17 protein-coding genes and 1 pseudogene are annotated in these 21194 nt (G+C 59.5%); 10 read left to right on the top strand and 8 right to left on the bottom strand.

Going from position 1 to position 21194, the window contains the following annotated elements; genetic code table 11:
* Positions 1-181: 181 nt before the first annotated feature.
* The 3 genes from xylH to xylF all read right to left on the bottom strand — a co-directional run bounded on the left by xylH (position 182) and on the right by xylF (position 3950).
* Positions 182-1348: a xylose ABC transporter permease XylH gene (xylH, locus tag ACL2XQ_RS02265; RefSeq protein ID WP_413722032.1), complete on the bottom strand. Its 1167-nt coding sequence runs from the start codon at positions 1346-1348 to the stop codon at positions 182-184.
* Entirely contained in the window at positions 1341-2849 is a 1509-nt protein-coding gene (locus ACL2XQ_RS02260; protein ID WP_413723540.1) for a xylose ABC transporter ATP-binding protein, read from the bottom strand. Before ACL2XQ_RS02260 ends, xylH begins: the two co-directional genes overlap by 8 nt.
* Before the next feature lie 105 nt (positions 2850-2954).
* Positions 2955-3950 (bottom strand): D-xylose ABC transporter substrate-binding protein, encoded by a 996-nt coding sequence (gene xylF, locus ACL2XQ_RS02255; protein ID WP_413722031.1) that lies wholly within the window; start codon positions 3948-3950, stop codon positions 2955-2957.
* 483 nt (positions 3951-4433) lie between these two features.
* Here xylF and xylA point away from each other — a divergent pair, with 483 nt between their 5' ends.
* The 3 genes from xylA to xylR all read left to right on the top strand — a co-directional run bounded on the left by xylA (position 4434) and on the right by xylR (position 8611).
* Complete coding sequence (xylA, locus tag ACL2XQ_RS02250; protein WP_413722030.1) at positions 4434-5753, top strand: xylose isomerase; 1320 nt, start codon at positions 4434-4436, stop codon at positions 5751-5753.
* A gap of 110 nt (positions 5754-5863) precedes the next feature.
* Complete coding sequence (gene xylB / locus ACL2XQ_RS02245; protein WP_413727234.1) at positions 5864-7318, top strand: xylulokinase; 1455 nt, start codon at positions 5864-5866, stop codon at positions 7316-7318.
* Between the two features lie 114 nt (positions 7319-7432).
* Positions 7433-8611 (top strand): D-xylose utilization transcriptional activator XylR, encoded by a 1179-nt coding sequence (gene xylR, locus ACL2XQ_RS02240; RefSeq protein WP_413722029.1) that lies wholly within the window; start codon positions 7433-7435, stop codon positions 8609-8611.
* A 68-nt stretch (positions 8612-8679) separates the two neighbouring features.
* On the opposite strand, the pseudogene ACL2XQ_RS02235 reads toward xylR, so the two are convergent.
* A pseudogene (locus tag ACL2XQ_RS02235) lies at positions 8680-9072 on the bottom strand (winged helix-turn-helix transcriptional regulator); the annotation flags it as partial.
* Positions 9073-9152: 80 nt separating this feature from the next.
* Between ACL2XQ_RS02235 and ACL2XQ_RS02230 the strand changes: the two are divergent.
* Positions 9153-10010, top strand: coding sequence for an SDR family oxidoreductase (locus tag ACL2XQ_RS02230; RefSeq protein WP_413723539.1), 858 nt, complete (start codon positions 9153-9155; stop codon positions 10008-10010).
* A gap of 31 nt (positions 10011-10041) precedes the next feature.
* Here the strand turns inward: ACL2XQ_RS02230 and ACL2XQ_RS02225 are convergent, their stop codons facing one another.
* From ACL2XQ_RS02225 to ACL2XQ_RS02210, 4 genes are all read right to left on the bottom strand, one after another.
* A complete protein-coding gene (locus ACL2XQ_RS02225) occupies positions 10042-10470 on the bottom strand; it encodes a CopD family protein (RefSeq protein ID WP_410012280.1) in 429 nt (142 codons plus the stop codon).
* Positions 10470-10844 carry a DUF3817 domain-containing protein gene (locus ACL2XQ_RS02220; protein WP_410012282.1) on the bottom strand — a complete coding sequence of 125 codons (375 nt, stop codon included), beginning with the start codon at positions 10842-10844 and terminating at the stop codon, positions 10470-10472. Before ACL2XQ_RS02220 ends, ACL2XQ_RS02225 begins: the two co-directional genes overlap by 1 nt.
* 176 nt (positions 10845-11020) lie before the next feature.
* Positions 11021-12268, bottom strand: coding sequence for an FAD-dependent monooxygenase (locus ACL2XQ_RS02215; protein WP_413731353.1), 1248 nt, complete (start codon positions 12266-12268; stop codon positions 11021-11023).
* A 353-nt stretch (positions 12269-12621) separates the two neighbouring features.
* Positions 12622-13269 (bottom strand): L-fuculose-phosphate aldolase, encoded by a 648-nt coding sequence (locus ACL2XQ_RS02210; protein ID WP_413722028.1) that lies wholly within the window; start codon positions 13267-13269, stop codon positions 12622-12624.
* Between the two features lie 626 nt (positions 13270-13895).
* Here ACL2XQ_RS02210 and ACL2XQ_RS02205 point away from each other — a divergent pair.
* The 6 genes from ACL2XQ_RS02205 (at position 13896) to fucU (ending at position 21192) form a co-directional block, all read left to right on the top strand.
* Entirely contained in the window at positions 13896-15395 is a 1500-nt protein-coding gene (locus ACL2XQ_RS02205) for a sugar ABC transporter ATP-binding protein (RefSeq protein ID WP_413740024.1), read from the top strand.
* Between the two features lie 3 nt (positions 15396-15398).
* On the top strand, positions 15399-16379 hold the full coding sequence (locus tag ACL2XQ_RS02200; RefSeq protein WP_410012288.1) for an ABC transporter permease: 981 nt from the start codon (positions 15399-15401) through the stop codon (positions 16377-16379).
* Between the two features lie 53 nt (positions 16380-16432).
* Positions 16433-17392 (top strand): ABC transporter substrate-binding protein, encoded by a 960-nt coding sequence (locus tag ACL2XQ_RS02195; RefSeq protein ID WP_413722026.1) that lies wholly within the window; start codon positions 16433-16435, stop codon positions 17390-17392.
* Positions 17393-17455: 63 nt separating this feature from the next.
* On the top strand, positions 17456-19216 hold the full coding sequence (gene fucI / locus ACL2XQ_RS02190; RefSeq protein ID WP_413728828.1) for an L-fucose isomerase: 1761 nt from the start codon (positions 17456-17458) through the stop codon (positions 19214-19216).
* A 78-nt stretch (positions 19217-19294) separates the two neighbouring features.
* Positions 19295-20770 carry an L-fuculokinase gene (fucK, locus tag ACL2XQ_RS02185; RefSeq protein ID WP_413722025.1) on the top strand — a complete coding sequence of 492 codons (1476 nt, stop codon included), beginning with the start codon at positions 19295-19297 and terminating at the stop codon, positions 20768-20770.
* On the top strand, positions 20764-21192 hold the full coding sequence (fucU, locus tag ACL2XQ_RS02180) for an L-fucose mutarotase (protein ID WP_410012292.1): 429 nt from the start codon (positions 20764-20766) through the stop codon (positions 21190-21192). The genes fucK and fucU overlap by 7 nt, the downstream gene beginning before the upstream one ends.
* Positions 21193-21194 lie beyond the last annotated feature (2 nt).

Raw genomic sequence — 21194 nt, 5'->3', positions numbered from 1 at the left:
ATACTTATAAACAGGATTATCCTCTTATTGATTTAAGAAGGCATTAATAAAAGCGTCAATCTACTGGGTGTGTTTTTTAATATTATTTAATCTGCGTTTAACTTTACGCCATAAAAACGCGTACCGTTAATGAATAAAAAAACGGGCCGCCCGCCGGCGGCCCGTGGCGCAGAAACAGACCTTACACCCGTTTTTTGGTGGCGGTATCCATCCAAACCGCCAGCAGCAGGATGGCCCCTTTAACGATATATTGCCAGAACGTGGGCACGTCAAGCATGCTCATGCCGTTATCCAGCGACGCCATGATAAACGCGCCCATTACCGCGCCGGCCACGCTGCCGACGCCGCCGGCCAGGCTGGTGCCGCCGATGACGCAGGCGGCGATGGCGTCCAGTTCGGCGATATTGCCCGCCGACGGCGATCCGGCGCCAAGGCGGGAACTGAGGATAAGCCCGGCAATCGCCACCATCAGGCCGTTGATGGCGAATACCGCCAGCTTGGTGCGCTCGACATTCACGCCGGAAAGCCGGGCGGCGTCAATATTGCCGCCGATGGCATAGACGCGCCGGCCGAAGGCGGTGCGGGACGCCATAAACAGGCCGGCCAGCATCAGCGCCACCAGCATCAGCACCGGCGTGGGCACGCCACGGTAGTCGTTAAGCAAATAAATGGCGCCCAATACCACCACGGCGGTAATAGCCTGGCGCGTCATATCCCAGGTCTTGGCCGGCACGGACAATCCCAGACGCTGGCGATTGCCGCGCCGGCGCCATTGCCAGGCGATAAACAGCACCAGGCTGATAAACCCGATGCCGAACCCCGCGCCGCCCGGCAGATAGCTTTGCCCGATCTGCGACATGGCGGGCGATGTGGGCGATACCGTGGTCCCGTTGGTGACGCCGATTAAAATGCCGCGAAACGCCAGCATGCCCGCCAGGGTGACAATAAACGAAGGCACCTTGCGGTACGCCACCCACCAGCCGTTCCAGGCGCCGAGCAGCAACCCGAGCACCAGGGTCACGGCGATGGTCAGCGGCAGCGGCCATCCCAGCCAGACGTCGAAAATCGCCGCCGCCCCGCCCAGCAATCCCATCATGGAGCCGACCGACAGATCGATCTCCGCCGAGATGATGACAAATACCATGCCGACCGCGAGAATGCCGGTAATGGCGGTCTGGCGCAGCAGGTTGGAAATATTGCGCGCGCTCAGGTACGAGCCTTCGGTGGTAAACGTGAAAAACAGCATGATGACCACGATGGCGGCCAGCATGACGAACACCTGCAGGTTGAGGGACTTCCGCCTGCCGCCGGCAATCGCCGCACCGTCGGTGTGAATAATTTTAGACATGGGAATCACTCCTGAGCGCCGCTTCCATGACCTGTTCCTGGGTCAGGTTGCGGTTGATAAGTGAGGCTTTAATGACACCCTGGTGCATCGCCAGCACCCGATCGCTGATGCCCAGCACCTCGGGTAATTCCGAGGACACCACGATGACGGCGATGCCCTGGCGCACCAATTGATTAATCAGCAGGTAGATTTCCTGCTTGGCGCCGATATCGATACCGCGGGTCGGCTCGTCGAGTATCAGGATGTCCGGGTTTAGCAGCAGACATTTCGCCAGGATGGCTTTTTGCTGGTTGCCGCCGCTAAGCCGGCCGATGGCCAGTTCCGGGGAAGCGGTTTTCACCTTCAGCCGCCCGATGGCGTCACGCACCGCGGCCTGCTCGGCGGCCTCGTCCACCATGCCGAACCCGCCGGTGAATTGGTTGAGCGCCGCCAGGGTAATATTGGCGCCGACGCTCATCACCGGCACGATGCCGTCCTTTTTACGATCCTCGGGCACCATGGCTATCCCCCTGCGCATTGCCTGGCGGCAGTTGGCGAAACGTACCGGCGCGCCATGGAGCAGGATCGTGCCCTCCCAGCGCCCCGGATAACTGCCGAACAGGCATTGCACCAGTTCGGTACGACCCGATCCCACCAGCCCGGCGATGCCGAGGATTTCCCCTTTATGCAGGCTGAAGGCGGCATTATTGACGCGGCGGATATGCTGATTGACCGGATGCCAGGCTGTCAGGCCCTCCACCCGCAGGATTTCCTCGCCAATCACGTGAGGCTCATGGGGATAAAGCTCCGTCAGTTCGCGGCCCACCATCATGGTGATCAGCGCCTCTTCGCTCAGGCCCGCGGCCGGACGCGTGGCGATATGCCTGCCGTCGCGAATGACGCAGATCATGTCCGATATGGCTTTGACTTCATTAAGTTTATGGGAAATATAAATGCAGGCGATATCGTGATTGCGCAAATCGTCGACGATATCGAGCAGGATGGCGGTCTCGCTTTCGGTGAGCGACGCGGTGGGCTCGTCCAGGATCAGCAGGCGGACCTGCTTGTTGAGCGCCTTGGCGATTTCCACCAGCTGCTGCTGGCCCAGGCCCAGTTCGCCGACCCGCGTGTCGGGGTCGATATTGAGTTTGACCTGCGCCAGCATCCGCTGGCAGCGCAGGTACATATTGTCATAATCCATGACGCCGTATTTCGCCCACTCGGTGCCGAGGAAAATATTCTCCAGTACCGTCATTTGTTTCACCAGCGCCAGCTCCTGATGAATAATGGCGATGCCCTTTTGTTCGGTATCGCGTACCCCGTGCGCCACCAGAGGTTCGCCGCCGAACAGGATCTCGCCCTCGAAGGTGCCGTGCGGATACACCGCCGACAGCACTTTCATCAGCGTCGATTTACCCGAGCCGTTTTCGCCGCACAGCGACAGCACCTGGCCGGCCTCGATGGTCAGGGACACATTATCCACCGCCTTGACCTGGCCGAACCGCTTGGTGATATTTTTCATTTCCAGCAAATTTGATGCCACGATAATCAACCTCCGCAACCGGGCCGCTGTTTAGCGCGGCCCGGTTCAGTTAACGTCACAGACGACAGCCGGCGTTCAGGCGGATTAGTTCAGATCGGATTTCTTGTGGAAACCATCGGCGATGACCGTGCTCTCTATGTTGCTTTTATCCACCGAGATCGGCGTCAGCAAATAGGAGGGGACGTCCTTGAGGCCATTGTTAAGGGAGGCGTTGGACTTGGGTTTTTCACCATTGCCCAATTGAACCGCTATCTCGGCGGCAGTGGAGGCCAGCTGCTTGATCGGTTTATACACCGTCATGGTCTGGGTGCCCTGGTTAATCCGCTGAATACCGGCCAGATCCGCATCCTGGCCCGAGATGGCCACTTTGCCGGCCAGCCCCTGGGCGGCCAGCGCCTGGATGGCGCCGCCGGCGGTGGCATCGTTGGAGGCCACTACCGCGTCAATTTTATTGTTATTGGCGGTCAGGGCATTCTCCATGATTTTCAGGGCGTTTTCAGGTAACCAGCCGTCGGCCCATTGGTCGCCGACGATTTTTATCTTACCGCTGTCAATCAAGGGTTTAAGCACCGTCATCTGGCCGGCGCGGAACATTTTGGCGTTATTATCCACCGGCGAGCCGCCCATCAGGAAATAATTACCTTGCGGCACCCGCTTAACCAGGCTTTGCGCCTGCAGTTGCCCGACTTTTTCGTTATCAAAGGAAATATAAAAATCCACATCAGCATTATTTATCATTCGATCATAAGCGAGGACTTTTATGCCCTCCCGTTTCGCTTCGGCAATAACATTGCTTAACACTTGTCCGTTGTAAGGAATAATCACCAACACGTCGACGCCGCGATTGATCATATTCTCTATTTGTGACATTTGCGTTTCTTCATTGCCGTTGGAGGATTGAACAAAAACATCGGCACCCAGTGATTTGGCCTTGGCGACGAAAATATCGCGGTCTTTTTGCCAGCGTTCCAGACGCAGGTCGTCCACCGCCATGCCGATCTTGATTTGTTTGGCCATGCCCGGCTGGCTTAGCAATACCAGCGCCGCGCAGGCGGAAAGCAGGAGAGTTTTCAGTTTCATTTTAATTCCTTATGTTACTTTTATAAGAACAAATTCAGCAATGGAACTTGCCGAGCAACGGATAAGAATCAAACCTTTACAAATAATGTTGCGTAGGGGCGCCCAAGAGGCGACAGAGTTAACCCATGTAGTATTAGGGTCGGAAATCAGCAGCGGCAATTGCAAATTTTCACAACGGCATTATGATATTTTACTCAAATGCGTATTCTGTGAGCTGCGCCTTATTTTGCCGGTGAGGTTAAGGCCGGCCAAACATTAACTTCCGTATTTTCCCCGCCAAAAAGCGCTTTTATCCCCTATTCCTTGTGATCCCGCGCACAATTAATAATTTCATGAATGGCGATGTGAAATAACGTAATTGATCGCGCCGGGCGTTATTACCAGAATCAAGCACAGATTTGCTTATTGTGCCGTCATATTTACCCGCCGGCCTGATAAATCCCGTCCGCTTCAGAACGGACCTGGTGTTTCCAAGGAGTCATTATGTCTCAATTCTTTGATCAAGTTGAAAAAATCCGTTTTGAAGGTACGCAAAGCACCAATCCGCTGGCGTTTCATCACTATAACGCCGACGAAAAGATTTTGGGTAAACGCATGGAGGACCATTTGCGTTTTGCCGTCTGTTACTGGCATACCTTCTGCTGGGGCGGCACCGATATGTTCGGCGTGGGTTCTTTCGACCGTCCCTGGCAGCACGCGGGAGACGCGCTGGCCCAGGCGCGGCTGAAAACCGATGTGGCCTTTGAATTTTTCAGCAAACTGGGCGCGCCTTATTACTGTTTCCATGATATTGATATCCTGCCGGACAGTCCCACCATCAAAGACTATCTGAATAACTTCGCCATATTGACCGACGTGCTGGCGCAAAAGCAGCAGCAGACCGGCATCAAGCTGCTGTGGGGCACGGCGAATTGCTTTAGCCATCCGCGTTACGGCGCCGGCGCGGCCACCAGTCCGGATCCAGAAATCTTCGCCTGGGCCGCCACCCAGGTCAACAGCGCCATGGACGCCACCCGCAAACTCGGCGGGGAAAATTACGTGCTGTGGGGCGGACGCGAAGGCTATGAAACGCTGCTGAACACCGATTTACGCCAGGAACGCGAGCAGATCGGCCGCTTTATGCAAATGGTGGTGGAACATAAACACAAAACCGGTTTCCAGGGCGCGCTGCTTATCGAACCCAAACCCCAGGAGCCGACCAAACACCAGTACGACTATGACGTCGCCACGGTGTACGGCTTTTTAAAACAGTTCGGCCTGGAAAAAGAGATCCGGGTTAACGTCGAGGCCAACCACGCCACGCTCGCCGGGCATACGTTCCATCATGAAATCGCCACCGCCATAGCACTCGGGATCTTTGGTTCGGTAGATGCCAATCGCGGCGATCCGCAGTCCGGTTGGGATACCGACCAGTTCCCCAACAGCGTGGAGGAAAATGCGCTGGTGATGTATGAAATCCTCAAGGCCGGCGGCTTCACGACCGGCGGACTGAATTTCGATGCCAAGGTACGCCGGCAAAGCACCGATAAATACGATCTGTTCCACGGCCATATCGGCGGCATGGATACCATGGCGCTGGCGCTGAAAGTGGCGGCGAAGCTCATCGAAGACGGTCGCCTGGAGCAGATGGTGAAGGCGCGCTACGCGGGCTGGAACGGCGATTTGGGGCAGCGGATACTGCAGGGCAACCTTTCCCTTGCCGAGCTGGCCCAGTACGCCGGCAAGCACGCCCTGGCGCCGGAGCATCGCAGCGGACAGCAGGAACTGCTGGAAAATATCGTCAACCAGGTCTTGTTCAGCTAACGTCTCCGGCGGCGATCCCGGCGTCCGCGCTGGCGGACGGCCGCTATAGTCAACCCGCGCCGCCCCCGCCAACGCGGGGGCGGCGCGGTGACAATTCAGAAGGATAGCGTATGTATATCGGCATAGATTTGGGCACCTCCGGCGTGAAAGCCATTCTGCTGGACGAGGCGCAGCATATTCTGGGCAGCCATACGGAACCCCTGACCGTTTCCCGGCCCCGGCCACTGTGGTCCGAGCAGGACCCGGAGCAGTGGTGGCGGGCGGCCGACAGCGCCATGCGCGCCCTGGCCGCCCGGCATGATCTGAGCGGGGTGCGCGCCCTCGGGCTGACCGGCCAAATGCACGGCGCGACGTTGCTCGATAAGCAGCAGCGGGTATTGCGCCCGGCCATTTTGTGGAACGACGGGCGCAGCTTTGCCCAGTGCCGCTCGCTGGAAGACGACGTGCCCCGTTCCCGGGATATTACCGGCAACCTGATGATGCCCGGTTTTACCGCCCCCAAGCTGCGCTGGGTGCGCGAACAGGAACCGCAGATCTTTGCGCAAGTGGATAAGGTCCTGCTGCCGAAAGACTACCTCAGGCTGCGTCTAACCGGGGATTTCGCCACCGATATGTCCGATGCGGCGGGGACGATGTGGCTGGATGTCGGGCGCCGCGACTGGAGCGATGCGCTGCTGGGCGCCTGTGGGCTGTCCCGGGCGCAGATGCCGCGGTTGTTCGAGGGCAACCAGGCGACCGGCACCCTGTTGCCGCAGGTGGCGGCAAGCTGGGGCATGGCCGCGGTGCCGGTGGTGGCCGGCGGCGGCGACAACGCGGCCGGGGCCATCGGCGTCGGCCTGTATCGCCGGGGACAGGCCATGCTGTCGCTTGGCACCTCCGGCGTTTATTTTGCCGTCAGCGATGGGTTTCTCAGCAATCCCGAGCAGGCGGTGCACAGTTTTTGCCATGCGCTGCCGGGGACCTGGCATCTGATGTCGGTCATGCTCAGCGCCGCATCCTGCCTGGACTGGGCTGCCCGCCTGACCGGCATCGGCAGCGTGCCGGCACTGCTGGAAGCCGCCGCGCAGTCCCGCCCCGGCGCGGCGCCGGTGTGGTTTTTACCCTATCTTTCCGGCGAACGCACGCCGCACAATAATCCCAACGCCACCGGCGCGTTTTGGGGGCTGACCCATGAACACGGCCCGGCCGACCTGGCGCGCGCGGTGGTGGAAGGCGTCAGCTTCGGCCTGGCGGACGGTATGGACGCCCTGCACGGCACCGGCCTGCGGCCGGACAGCATCACGCTGATTGGCGGCGGGGCGCGCAGCGAATACTGGCGGCAGCTGCTGGCCGATGTCAGCGGCGAGGCGCTGGACTACCGCACCGGCGGCGACGTCGGTCCGGCGCTGGGCGCGGCGCGTCTGGCGCAGCTTAGCTGCCACCCCGGGACGTCCTGGGCGGACATGCTGCCCGCGCTGCCGCTGGAGGCCCGCTATACGCCGGATAAGGAGCGGCACGAGGCTTATGCGGAGCAACGGAAAGTATTCCGCCGGTTCTACCAGCAGGTGGCGCATTTGGGCGAGTAGAGCCTCGCCCGCACTTTATAATGAATTTGCTAGCTGGCGCACATCCGGTCAATTCTTTCTGATTGTTCAAAGGTATATGCTGGCCTTCGGCAGATTTTCGTGAGAACCCACCGTATGTTTGAAAAACGTTATCGTATAACTCTATTATTTAATGCCAATAAAGTGTACGACCGCCAGGTTATCGAGGGGGTGGGCGAGTATTTGCAGGCGTCGCAGTGCGATTGGGATATTTTTATCGAAGATGATTTCCGCTGCCGTATCAACCGTATTGAAGAGTGGCTGGGCGACGGCGTGATTGCCGATTACGACGATAAGGAAATTGAACTGCTGCTCAGCGAGGCCAAGGTGCCGATTGTCGGCGTCGGCGGCTCTTACCAGCATGCCGAGGAATATCCGCCGGTGCACTATATCGCCACCGATAACCATGCGCTGGTGGCCAGCGCTTTTTTGCACCTGAAGGAAAAAGGCCTGAACCGGTTTGCTTTTTACGGCCTGCCGGCCAGCAGCGGCAAGCGCTGGTCACACGAACGCGAGCAGGCGTTTCGCAAACTAACGGCGGATGAGTATTACCAGCCGATAGTCTACCAGGGCGTGGAAACCGCGGTGGATAACTGGCAGCATGCCCAAAACCGGCTGGCCGACTGGCTGCAGTCGCTGCCGCCGCAAACCGGCATCATCGCGGTAACCGATGCCCGCGCCCGCCATCTGCTGCAGGTATGTGAACACCTGAATATCGCCGTGCCGGAAAAACTGTGCATTATCGGCATCGATAATGAAGAGCTGGCGCGGTGCCTTTCCCGGGTAGCCTTATCGTCCGTCGCCCAGGGCACCCGCCAGATGGGCTACCAGGCCGCCAAGCTGCTGCACCAGTTGCTGAATAAATCACGGCTGCCGCTGCAGCGGATTCTGGTGCCGCCGCTGAAAGTCATGGAGCGCCGCTCGACGGACTTCCGCTCGCTGCGCGATCCGGCGGTGATACAGGCGATGCATTATATCCGCTATCATGCCTGCAAGGGCATCAAGGTCGAGCAGGTGCTGGACGTGGTGGGCATGTCCCGCTCCAACCTGGAAAAACGGTTTAAGGACGAAACCAGTAAAACAATTCATAACGTCATCCATGAGGAAAAGCTGGAGAGCGCGCGCAATTTATTGATCTCCACGTCGCTCACCATCAATGAAGTCTCGCAAATGTGCGGCTACCCTTCTTTGCAATATTTTTATTCGGTATTTAAAAAAGGGTTTGATATCACGCCCAAGGAATATCGTGAAAAATATGGCGAAATGTCTTATTAGCGCCGCGCGCTGCCGGTGCGGCTGACCATTGCGGCATCAGGCACGGCCAGGGCATCCGCTTCCCGCCGCGCCGGTTTTGCCTGCCGCGCCTGCATAATCTGCGGCAAATGGGTTTCTATCCAGTCGGCCAGGTGTTCCACGATAGCGCCGACCTCCAGTCCCAGCCCGCTAAGGCTATATTGCACATGGGGCGGCATCACCGGCAGGGATTGGCGGATGACCAGGCCGTCCTCCTCCAGGCACGAGAGGGTCTGCGCCAGCATTTTTTCACTGACGCCGCCCACTTTACGGCGCAGCTCGCTAAAACGATGGGTACCTTGCGACAAGGCGATCAGCACCAGTACGCCCCAGCGGCTGGTCAGGTGTTTCAACACCTCCCGCGACGGGCAATTGACGTCAAGCAATTCGCCGCGCTGCATTTGCCGCGCCAGCGTGGATTTGGGTGCCGCCTGAAAATTCATATACTTACCTTTTTGTTAGTACTTACTTTAAGTAAGTATAGGGGATATGATGCTCTTTCTGAAGCCCAAAGGAGAAAATGATGATTGTTATTACAGGCGCGACCGGCCAACTGGGCCGTTTAGTGATAGCTGAACTGTTAAAAACCCATCCGGCCGCGGATCTGGTGGCCGCCGTGCGCTCGCCGCAAAAAGCGCAGGATCTGGCGGCGCGCGGCGTTAACGTGCGCCAGGCCGATTATGACCGGCCCGAGACGCTGGACAGCGCGTTTAAGGGCGCGACGAAACTGCTGCTGATCTCCTCAAGCGAACTCGGCCAGCGCACGCGCCAGCATGGCGCCGCGATCGACGCCGCCAAACGCGCCGGGGTGGAATTACTGGCTTACACCAGCTTGCTGCATGCCGATACCAGCCCGCTGGGACTTGGCGAAGAGCACCGCGCAACCGAAGCGCTGCTGCGTGATTCCGGCCTGCCGGTCGTGCTGCTGCGCAACGGCTGGTACAACGAAAACCATGCCGCCGGCGTCCCCGCCGCCCTGGCCCACCACGCCCTGGCGGGCAGCGCCGGCGACGGCAGGATAGCCTCGGCCGCGCGCGCCGACTTTGCCGCTGCGGCGGCAAAGGTATTAACCCTGGACGGCCAGGCCGGTAAAGTGTATGAACTGGCGGGGGACAGCGCCTATACCCTGTCCGAACTGGCGGCGGAAATTACCCGCCAGTCCGGCGTGGCGGTGAAATATGTCGACCTGCCGCCATCGGAATACCAGGCGCTGCTCAGCCAGGCGGGACTGCCCGGGCCGGTTGCCGCGCTGCTGGCTGATTCTGATGCCGGCGCGTCGCAGGGCGGGCTGTTTGACGATGGCCGGCAGTTGAGCCGGCTGATAGGCCGCGCCACCACGCCCATCAGGGATACGGTGGCCGCCGTACTGAAAGCCGGGTAATCGCCCGCCGCGATGCGCGGCGTTGCCCGCGCTACAGCGGCTGCAGCACGATCAGCAGCACGCAGGCGATAAGCGCCACCAGGGTAAAGGCGGCGGCGTGGCGCAGGATGGCCGGGGCCGTCAGTTCGGCGCGGCCCAGGCTGCGGCGCAGCGATCCCGACTGCATACCGTGCAGCGCCGATAACGCCAGCACAAAGATGACCTTGATGATAAGCGACAGGGACGGCGGCCAATTGCCCATCAGGGTCAGCGCCAGCCCGGAAAGCCAGGTGACGATCATGGCCGGCAGCGTCACGGTTTGGTTAAAACGCTGCACGGCGCTGAATAGCCGCAGGCCGGGCGCGCGCTCGGCGGCGGGAGTGTGTTTCCAGGCGGTCATCGCCACCGCCAGCAGCAGCATACCGCCTATCCACAGCGTGAACGCCACCAGATGCAGCGCCTTTATCAGCATATAGGTCATTATATCCGTTTCTCCTTAACCGGCACGCCATCCACGCCCGGCCCGGCTTCACGCCGTTTAATCATGCCCACGTTAAAAAACGTCCCGAAAGGGATAAAAGCCAGGATCAGCAGGCGCGCCACCTGGGCTTTACGCCACATACCGCCGGCGGCGGTATTCACCACCATCCAGGCGTAAAACAGAAAAGCCAGTCCGTGGATCGGCCCCATCGCCGCACTCACCTGAGGAAAGCCGGCGAGGTGTTTTAACGGCACGGCAATGCACACCAGGATAACCAGCGTACAGCCTTCCACCACCGATGCGAGATGCAGGCGTCTTAACAGCGTAAGCTCCGCGCCGTCCAGACCCTGGCGCGATTGATTGTCGATGGCCACGTTCGCCCTTTTTGCCGCTGCGGCGGCGATAGCTACTGAAAAAGTAGGGTTATTCTAACCGCAGGTTGCCATGACGGCAAGCCAGCCGGCCAATGCCGCCGCCGGCGGGTAACACGTCAACCGGGGCAGGCGACGGCGCCGGACCCCGCTGACCGGAGGGCGCCGGCGACATCCCCCTATCCCATAACAGAACGCGTGGCGGTCGCCGGCGCATCGGGCGGCGTGGCCGCGGGCGGGCTGAAGGCGGTGGCATCGTAGGCGAAGACCCAGTGAGCTTCCAGGCCGGACGCATGGGGATTCATCAGGGCCTTGACCTTGTAGCTGAAATCACGCCGGAACTGCTGCCACGGCGAGGACAAATGATACAGCCGGCCCCGCTCGCGCGCCGAAAGCTGGACCCGGCTGGTGCGCGGCAGCCGTTCCGCCTCGTATAACCGCAGCGCCTGGGGGATATCGCCGGCATTGGCCGCCAGGACGCTGGCCAGCACATATCCGTCCTCCATGGCCATGGCGGCGCCCTGGGCCAGGAACGGCAGCATGGGATGCGCCGCATCGCCCAGCAGCGTGATATGCCCCAGCGACCAGCGCGGCATCGGATCCCGATCGAACAAGCCCCATTTCAGCACGTTTCGCGCGCAGGACAGAATGCGCAGCAGCTCGGGATGCCAGCCGCTGAACGTGCGCAACAGCTCGTCGCGATTACTGGGCAAATGCCAGGATGACTCCATCCAGTCGGCGGCTTCGCTGACCGCGACGATGTTCAACACCCGGCCGCCGCAGATGGTATAGGTCACGACATGTCCGTTGGGGCCAAGCCAGACGGCGGAAACCGGGCTGATAAAATCGGCGTGTTCGCCCAGGGTAATGGCGGCGCGCCAGCAGATATGGCCGGTAAAACGCGGCGCTTCGTCGCCAAACAGCGCGCCGCGCACCACCGAATGAACGCCGTCGGCGCCAACGATGACATCGGCCTCGTACTCCGCGCCGTTATCAAAGCGGGCGACCGCCGTCCCCTCATGGTTAAGCACCGAGACGCAGCGCGCGTTGTGGGTAATCAACCGCGCGTCGATAAGGCCGACCAGCATGGCCAGCAAATCGGCCCGGTGCAGGTGATAAAACTCCGCGCCAAACAGCTGCGGGCAGGCACTGGATAATGGCGTGCGAAACTTCTCCCGCCCGGTACGCCAGTTGCGCCCGACAATCGCCAGCGGCAGGTAGCCCAACCGCTGGAGTTCGCCGCCCAGGCCAAGGGCCTTTAACACTTTTACCGCGTTGGGCGTCATCTGCACCCCCGCGCCCACTTCTCTAAATGCCGCTGTACGCTCAAACAGATGTGCTTCCATGCCCCGTTGCTGCAATGATGCGGTCAATGCAGCGCCACCGATGCCTCCGCCGATGACGCCTATACGAAGCTTACGATTCATTCAGTTAACCTTTGGTGAATAAACGTTTAATGAAATAGTGCTACACACCTTTTGTCGGAACCCGCCCAGGGTTCGCCGGGGACCCGGCGGGCGGGCGCAGCACATGTCGGGAGGCTTGGGGTTAAACGGCCGTCTCGGCATAGGGCGTGCTTATGTCAGTCTTGTTCACCACGGCGGGCGACGCAATGGCAGCGACGTTATAGACATATTGCTTATTATTTTATGAATAACGGCTAGCCGTATACGCTACCCTGAAGACGTTATGGCTGGCGGCCGCGCGGCGCCTCCCGGCGTCCGGCACCCCCTGCGGCCACGGAAATTAACGCCGGCGCGGCGCCGGCGTTAAGGCCCGGTTATTGCTCCACACGCAGGCCGTAGGTTTTGAATTTTTCCACCACGCGCGCAATTTCATCGTTGGACAATACCGGCACCGGATCGATAATCGGCAGGAGTTTTAAGTACAACGCGGCCAGCACCTCCACCTCATGGGCCAGCCACAGCGCCTTGGCCAGATTATCTTCCGCGGCGATAAGCCCATGATGCTGTAACAGGATGGCCTTACGGTGTTTGATCGCCGCAGCCACATGTTCGGACAAGGCCCGGCTGCCGAAGGTGGCGTAAGGCGCGCAGGGAATATCGCTGCCGCCGGCGGCGGCAATCATATAGTGGATCGCCGGAATCGGCCGGTTGAGGATCGACACGCCGGTACAGTTGACCGCATGGTTATGGACCACGGCGTTGGCGTCCGGCCGGGCCTGGTATACCGCCTGGTGGAAGCGCCATTCGCTGGAGGGGATCTTGTCCGTTTCGCCATGTCCCTGGCCGTCGACAAAGACAATGTGCTGCTCCGTCAGCTGCTCATAAGGGATACCGGACGGTGTAATCAGCATTCCGCCCTGGTAGCGGACGCTGACATTGCCGGCGGTACCCTGGTTCAATCCTAAACGCGTCATCTCCAGACACGTGGCGATAATCTCGTGCGCAAGCGTCGTTCTTGCCATGATTGCTCCTCAAGTTAATAAGTGCCATTTTTCCGCGTAATAATTAACTGAACGACTTACCCTGCCGTCGACGAGCATTATAATTGTGATAACATCGACATTATTTTAATGGTCATACGCTTTTCATCGTGCTGAAGTTAAATAGAAATGTCCGTTTAAACGCAGAACCGGCGTAAACGGTCAACCTGCTTTGTCTATTGTTAATAAGTGCCCGTTTTTTTACTAAACCTCTAATACGGTCATTTATCCGCCGCTATTTTTTTCGTGGCAGAAGAAAAATCATTTAACCGTCGTTTTTTTTAGTGATTAACTTCACAATTTATTTACATAACAGGCCTTACCTCTCCCCCGCCGTAGGTTTTTATCCGTATCTGCCTTAGATTTTTTCCAGCGGCAGGCTTTTACGGCAAACACGTTCATTACCCCGCGCCGTAACGTCCCCGCCCGAGAAGAAGGGATAAACCGTCAATAAAATTGTTTTTTATCAGTGTATTAATCTGACTGGCCCGATCGCCATCACAAAAGGGGGATAAATACTTTGTTTATCCGGGAAACATGTCTTAAATAGCTAACTCGAGTTAGCTATAGCGTTTAAACACCCAGAGCCCGTTTTGTCCGGAGGCAACATGTCCGCAGCGTTGTTAACCATGAAACATGTCACAAAACGATTCCCCGGGGTATTGGCCCTGGATAACGTTAACTTCGATTTAAACCGCGGGGAGGTTCATGCGCTGCTGGGTGAAAACGGCGCGGGCAAATCCACGCTGATGAAAATATTATCCGGTGTTTATTCTTGCGACGAGGGCCGGATAGAACTCGACGGCCGGCCGGTGACGATTACCAGCCCCATCCAGGCGGGGGCGTTGGGCATTGCCATTATTCACCAGGAATTCAATTTATTTCCTGATTTAACCGTGGAAGAAAATATTTATATCGGCCGGGAATTTCATCAACGCGCGCCATGGATCCTGGATGACGTCGCCCAGCGCCAGGCGGTCATGAATATCCTGCAGATGCTGAACCTGACCATCGATCCGGCCAGGCGCATCCGTGAATTGACCGTGGCGCAGCAGCAGATGGTGGAAATCGCTAAGGCGCTCTCGGTCAACGCCAAAATCCTGATCATGGACGAACCTACCGCGGCCCTGACCGAAAGTGAAATCGACAGTCTGTTCAAGGTGATCGAACTGCTTAAGTCGCAGGGGGTCGCCATCGTTTATATCTCCCACCGGCTGGAGGAACTGGCGCTTATCGCCGATCGGGCCACGGTCATGCGCGACGGTAAATATATCGCCACCGTCGATTACACCATGGTGCGCATCGAACAGCTGATCGCCATGATGGTGGGACGCGAGCTGGGCGATATCTACCCCGCCCGGGCCGCCATTCCCGGCGACGACGTGGTGCTCGACGTCCATAATCTCGGCCGTAAGGGCGTACTGCACGATATTACCTTTGCGCTGCGCAAAGGCGAGATCCTCGGCATCGCCGGCCTGATGGGCGCCGGACGAACCGAGGTGGCGCGGGCGCTGTTTGGCGCCGATCCCATGGACCACGGGGAAATACGCCTGTCCGGACATCGCGTCAAAATAAGCAGCGTGCACGGCGCCATCGCCCTGGGCATCGGCTATCTGACCGAAGATCGCAAAAAAGACGGGCTGGCGCTGGGCCTGTCGGTCGGCACCAATATTATGCTCAGCAGTTACCAGCACTATGCCAACGGCTTAGGGATTATCGACGACAAAAGGTGTCACGCCGAAAGCGAGCGCCTGCGCCGCCAGCTGCGTATTAAAACGCCTGACCTGGAACAACTGGCGGTAAATTTAAGCGGCGGCAACCAGCAGAAAATTATTATCGCCAAATGGCTATGCAAGAATTCGGAAATATTGATTTTTGATGAACCGACACGCGGCATTGACGTCGGCGCCAAGCTCGAAATATACGATTTGATGAACCGTCTGACGGCGGAAGGTAAATCAATCATTATGATTTCGTCTGAATTACCGGAGATCTTGGGCATGTGCGACAGGATATTGGTAATGCGGCAGGGGCGTATTACCGCCGAGCTGTCGGCCGCGCAGGCCACCCAGGAAAATATAATGAAATATGCAACGCTTGAGGGGTAAATCATGATTGGCATAACCAAATATTTACAGAACGGCTCCAATAAAAAAATAAGCAATAAAGCGTTGCTGATGCGTTTTGCTCCGCTGCTCAGCCTGATTCTGCTGATGCTATTTTTCAGCCTCGGTTCGCCGTTTTTCCTGAACACCGAAAACCTGATGACCATCGCCCTGCAAACCTCGGTAATAGGCATCATGGCCATTGGCGTAACCTACGTCATTATTACCTCCGGCATTGACCTGTCGCTGGGGTCGGTGGTGGCGTTTTCCGGCGTGGCCATCGGCCTGGGGGCCGCGGCCGGGCTGCCGCTGGCGCTGTGTATCCTCTGCGGGGCGCTGGGCGGCGCGTTGTGCGGTTATATCAACGGTTTTCTGGTGGCCCGGGCGGCCATTCCCCCCTTTATCGCCACGCTCGGCCTGATGATGTCGGTGCGCGGCATCAATATGGTGCTGACCGACGGCCGCGCCATTTATTTTTCGCAATATCCCGGTTTTAAAACCCTGGCCCAGGGCAAGCTGTTCGATTTCCTGCCCTATCCGGTTATCTACCTGATCGTACTGGCGGCCATTGCCGCCTATATCCTGAAAAGAACCGTTATCGGCCGGTATATCTACGCCGTCGGCAGCAATGAGGACGCCGCCCATTTATCGGGAATCAAGGTGCGGAACGTCAAACTGTTCGTTTATCTGTTCTGCGGCATATTGACCGGCATCGCGGGAGTGGTGCTGGCATCACGGCTGAATTCCGGACAACCGACGGTGGGCGTGGGCTATGAGCTTGAGGCCATCGCCGCGGTGGTGATCGGCGGCACCAGCCTGATGGGCGGCATCGGTACCATCGGCGGCACTATTATCGGCGCCTTTATCATGAGCGTGCTGAAAAACGGACTGAATTTAATGGGCGTGTCGCAATTCTGGCAAATGGTTGCGATGGGCATTGTCGTGGTTGCGGCGGTGTATCTGGATACGCTGCGCAAAAAGATCTGATTCACCGACGTTCCTGTTATCTGGACAGTAAAAATATCACTTTGGAGGTTGTCATGATGAAATTAATCAGGTTGTGCGGCATCGCGCTGTTCACGCTTTGCGGCGCGGGCGGCGCTGATGCCGCCACCGGCGATATCTCTATTCCGGTGGTGAGCAAAGGCTACCAGCATGAATTTTTCCAAACGGTAAAACTGGGTTCGGAGGCGGCGGCAAAAGAATTAGGCATAAAAACCAGTTTTGTCGGCCCGTCCGATGAAACGCAAATCGCCGAACAAATCCAACTGATGGAAAATACCATCACGCGCCAGCCCAGCGGTATTCTGCTCGCGGCACTGGATGCCAACGCCCTGGTGCCGTTGGTGGAAATGGCGCACAGCAAAAAAATCGCTGTCGCCACCTTCGACTCCGGCGTCAACTCCGATATCCCGGTGAGTTTTGTCGCCACCAATAACGTCAAGGCCGGCTCCGCGGCGGCGGACGCCCTGGCGAAAGAGGTGGGAGGCAAAGGCAAGGTCGGCATTATCGCCCATGTGGCGGGCACCACCTCGGCGATAGAGCGTACCGAGGGTTTTACCAAGACCATCAAGGAAAAATATCCCGCCATTACCCTGCTGCCGGTGCAGTACAGCGACGGCGACCCGCAGAAAGCCATGGATAAAACCATCGATATGGTACAGGCCAATCCCGACCTGGCGGGCATCTATGCCACCAACGAGGGGTCGACGCTGGGCGTCGCCAACGCCATTGACAGCCTGAGCCTGGCCGGCAAGGTCAAGGTGATCGGTTTCGACAGTACCGAGGCCATTATCGGTTTCCTGAAATCCAATACCCTGCAGGGTTTTATCGTCCAGGACGCCTACCAGATCGGCTACCAGGGCATCAAGACCCTCGACAGCTTCCTGAAGGGACAGAAGGTGGCCAAGGTCATCGATATCCCGGTGAAATTCGTTACCCAAACCAATCTTAACGATCCGGCTATCCAGAAATTGCTCTATCCGTTCGGCAAAAAATAACCGTCAACGTCACAAGGAATTGCCATGAACAAGACAACAGCTTCCCCACAGCGGCATGACGATATGCCGGCCATCGGCATTCGCCCGGTTATTGACGGCCGTCGCCTGGGCATCCGCGAATCGCTGGAAGAACAAACGCTGTCAATGGCGCGCGCCACCGCCGACCTGCTAACCGCGTCCCTGCGCTACCCCAACGGCGAGCCGGTGGCGTGCGTCATCGCCGATACCTGCATTGCCGGGATGGCGGAATCCGCCGCCTGCGAGCGCAAATTCAGCGGCCGCAACATCGGCCTGACCATTACCGTAACGCCGTGCTGGTGCTACGGCAGCGAAACCATCGACATGGACCCCTTCCGGCCGAAAGCCATCTGGGGGTTTAACGGCACCGAGCGCCCCGGCGCGGTGTATCTTGCCGCCGCGCTGGCCGGCCATAACCAGAAAGGACTGCCGGCGTTCGCCATCTATGGCCGCGACGTGCAGGACGGCGGGGACGGCGCCATTCCCGACGACGTGCGGGAAAAGCTCCTGCGCTTCGCCCGCGCGGGCATTGCCGCGGCATCCCTGCGCGGTAAAAGCTATCTGTCCATCGGCGGCGTCGCCATGGGCATCGCCGGTTCCATTGTCGATCATGACTTTTTTGAATCCTGGCTGGGCATGAAGGTGCAGGCGGTGGATATGACCGAGCTGCGCCGCCGCATGGATCAGGGCATTTATGACGAGGAAGAACTGGCGCTGGCGCTGGCCTGGGCGGACAAGGCCTTTCGTTTCGGCCCGGACAAGAATGCGCAGCGGTACCGCCGCGATGCCGCGCAAAGCCGCGGCGTATTGCGCGACAGCCTGCTGATGGCGATCTGTATCCGCGACATGATGCAGGGCAGCGCTAAGGTGGCGGCCAAGGGCTTTATCGAGGAGTCTTTGGGCTATAACGCCATTGCCGCCGGCTTCCAGGGGCAGCGGCATTGGACCGATCAGTACCCCAACGGCGACACCGCCGAGGCATTGCTCAACAGCGCGTTCGACTGGAACGGGGTACGCGAGCCGATGGTGGTGGCGACGGAAAACGATAGCCTGAACGCCGCCGCCATGCTGTTCGGCCGCGCCCTGACCGGCACCGCGCAGATTTTTGCCGATGTGCGCACCTACTGGTCGCCGCAGGCGGTGGAACGGGTTACCGGCCACCGGCTTGAAGGCCGGGCCGCGGCGGGCATTATCCATCTGATCAACTCCGGCTCGGCGGCGCTTGACGGCACCTGCCGCCAGACCGATGACGCGGGCAACCCCACCATCAAACCGCATTGGGAGATAACAGAACAGGACGCCCAGGCGTGCCTGGCGGCCACCGCGTGGTGCCCGGCCATTCATGAGTATTTTCGCGGCGGCGGCTATTCGTCATGCTTTTTAAGCCGGGGCGGCGTGCCGTTCACCATGACGCGCGTCAATATCATCCGCGGCGTCGGACCGGTGCTGCAAATCGCCGAGGGCTGGAGCGTCGATTTGCCCGCCGGGGTCCACGATACGCTGAACCAACGCACCGACGCCACCTGGCCGACCACCTGGTTCGCCCCCCGGCTGACCGGGCAAGGACCGTTTCGCGACGTCTACTCGGTGATGGCCAACTGGGGCGCCAATCACGGGGTGCTCAGCGTGGGCCACGTCGGCGCGGATTTTATTACCCTGGCGGCGATGCTACGCATCCCGGTTTGCATGCATAACGTGGCGCCGGAAGACATCTACCGGCCCTCCGCCTGGGCCGCCCACGGCATGGATCCGGAAGGACAGGATTACCGCGCCTGCGCCAACTACGGCGCGTTATATAAAAAATAATCCCGGCGGCGCGCGGCCGGATCCCGGCGCTATCGCGGGATTGCCGGCCCCGCCCCTTGACGCGAGTGGGGAGACGGTATGAAGCAAGATGTGGTTATCGTACTGGACTGCGGCGCCACCAATATCCGGGCGATCGCCATGGCCCCGGACGGCCGGACGGTCGCCAAGGCGGTTATGCCGAACGCCAGCCTGCCGGCGGCGGAGAACCCCGACTGGCAAACCTGGTCGCTGGACAGCATTATGGACGGCTTCAGCCAGTGCTCCCGCCGCCTGGCGGCCGAACTGGCGTCATGCCGGGTGCGCGGCCTGGCCGTGACCACCTTTGGCGTCGACGGTGCGCTGGTGGACGCGCAAGGCGCCTTGCTGTATCCGGTTATCAGCTGGAAGTGTCCGCGCACCGCGCCGGTGATGGCCGATATCGCCCGCTATATCAGCCCGGCGGAATTACAGGCGATATCGGGCGTCGGCCAGTTCAGTTTTAATACCCTGTATAAACTTATCTGGCTGAAACAGCATCATCCCGCATTGCTGGCGAAGGCCCGCGCCTGGCTGTTTATCTCGTCGCTTATCAACCACCGTCTGACCGGCGCGTTCACCACCGATCGCACCATGGCCGGCACCAGCCAGCTGCTGGATGTCGGGCGCGAATGCTTTAGCGCGCGGATACTGGCGGCCGTCGGCCTGGACGCCGCGCTGTTTCCACCGCTGGTGAACGCCGGCGATATCATCGGCGCGCTGCTGCCCGCCGCCGCCGCCAGGCTTGGGCTGCCGCCGGGCCTGCCGGTGATCGCCGCCGGGCATGACACGCAGTTTGCCCTGTTCGGGTCGGGGGCCGGGCTGGACCAGCCGGTGCTGTCCTCCGGCACCTGGGAAATACTGATGGTACGCAGCCGGCGGGTGGACACCGGCATACTGCCGCGTATCGCCGGGTCCACCTGCGAGTTGGACAGCTGCGCCGGCCTGTTTAATCCCGGCCTGCAATGGCTGGCCTCCGGCGTACTGGAGTGGGTGCGCGAGCTTTGCTGGTCGGCAACGCCGGCCAGCAAAGTCTATCAGGCGATGATTCGCGAGGCGCGCGAGGTGCCGCCGGGGGCGGACGGCGTCAGGATGAGCGGTTCCCTGCTGGCGGCGGGGGCGGGACTGGCAAGCTGGCAGGGACTTGCGCTGGCGGCGCGGCGCGGCCATATTTATCGCGCCGCGCTGGAAGGACTGGCCGTGACCCTGCGCGATAATCTGGCATTATTAGCGCAAATAGGACATTTCACCGTCAGTGAACTGACGCTGGTGGGCGGCGGCGGTCGCAATGCCCTGTGGAACCAAATCAAGGCCGACCTGCTGCAGGTGCCGATCAAAGTGATGGACGAGGCGGAAACCACGGTATTGGGCGCCTCGATGTTTATCTGGAGCGGCATCGGTTATGTTCCGTCGCCGGAAGATGCCCGCGCCCTGGTCGGCTATCGCTATCAATGGTTCAGGCCCGGCGGCGACTATGCCGATATTAAGTGGCCCCCGACCGGGCTCCCATCCCCTCGAACTGGAGTGCATGTATGTTAAAACTGATATCCCCGCTTATCTCGCCGTCGCTGCTAAAAACGCTGGCCGAAATGGGCCATGGCGACGAGATTGTTTTCGCCGATGCGCATTTTCCGGGGCATTCCCTCGGCCCGCAGGTGCTGCGCGCCGACGGGCTGGACATCGGACCGCTGCTGGCGGCGGTGATCCCGCTGTTCCAGCTGGACAGCTATGCGCCGCCGCTGGTGATGATGATGCCCGGCGCAGGGGATGAACTGGACCCGGCGGTGGAAAACCGCTACCTGCAGGCCTTGTTTGGCGCGGGCGAACGCCTGCCGGTGACGCGCATCGACCGGTTTGCTTTTTACGAGCGCGCCCGGCGGGCGTTCGCCATCGTCATGACCGGCGAGCGGGCAAAATACGGTAATATCTTATTAAAAAAAGGGGTAACGCCCATATTTTGACC

The organism is Sodalis sp. RH14 (assembly GCF_047324285.1).
GTDB lineage: Bacteria > Pseudomonadota > Gammaproteobacteria > Enterobacterales > Enterobacteriaceae > Acerihabitans.
This window is presented reverse-complemented; position numbering and strand designations above follow the sequence as displayed.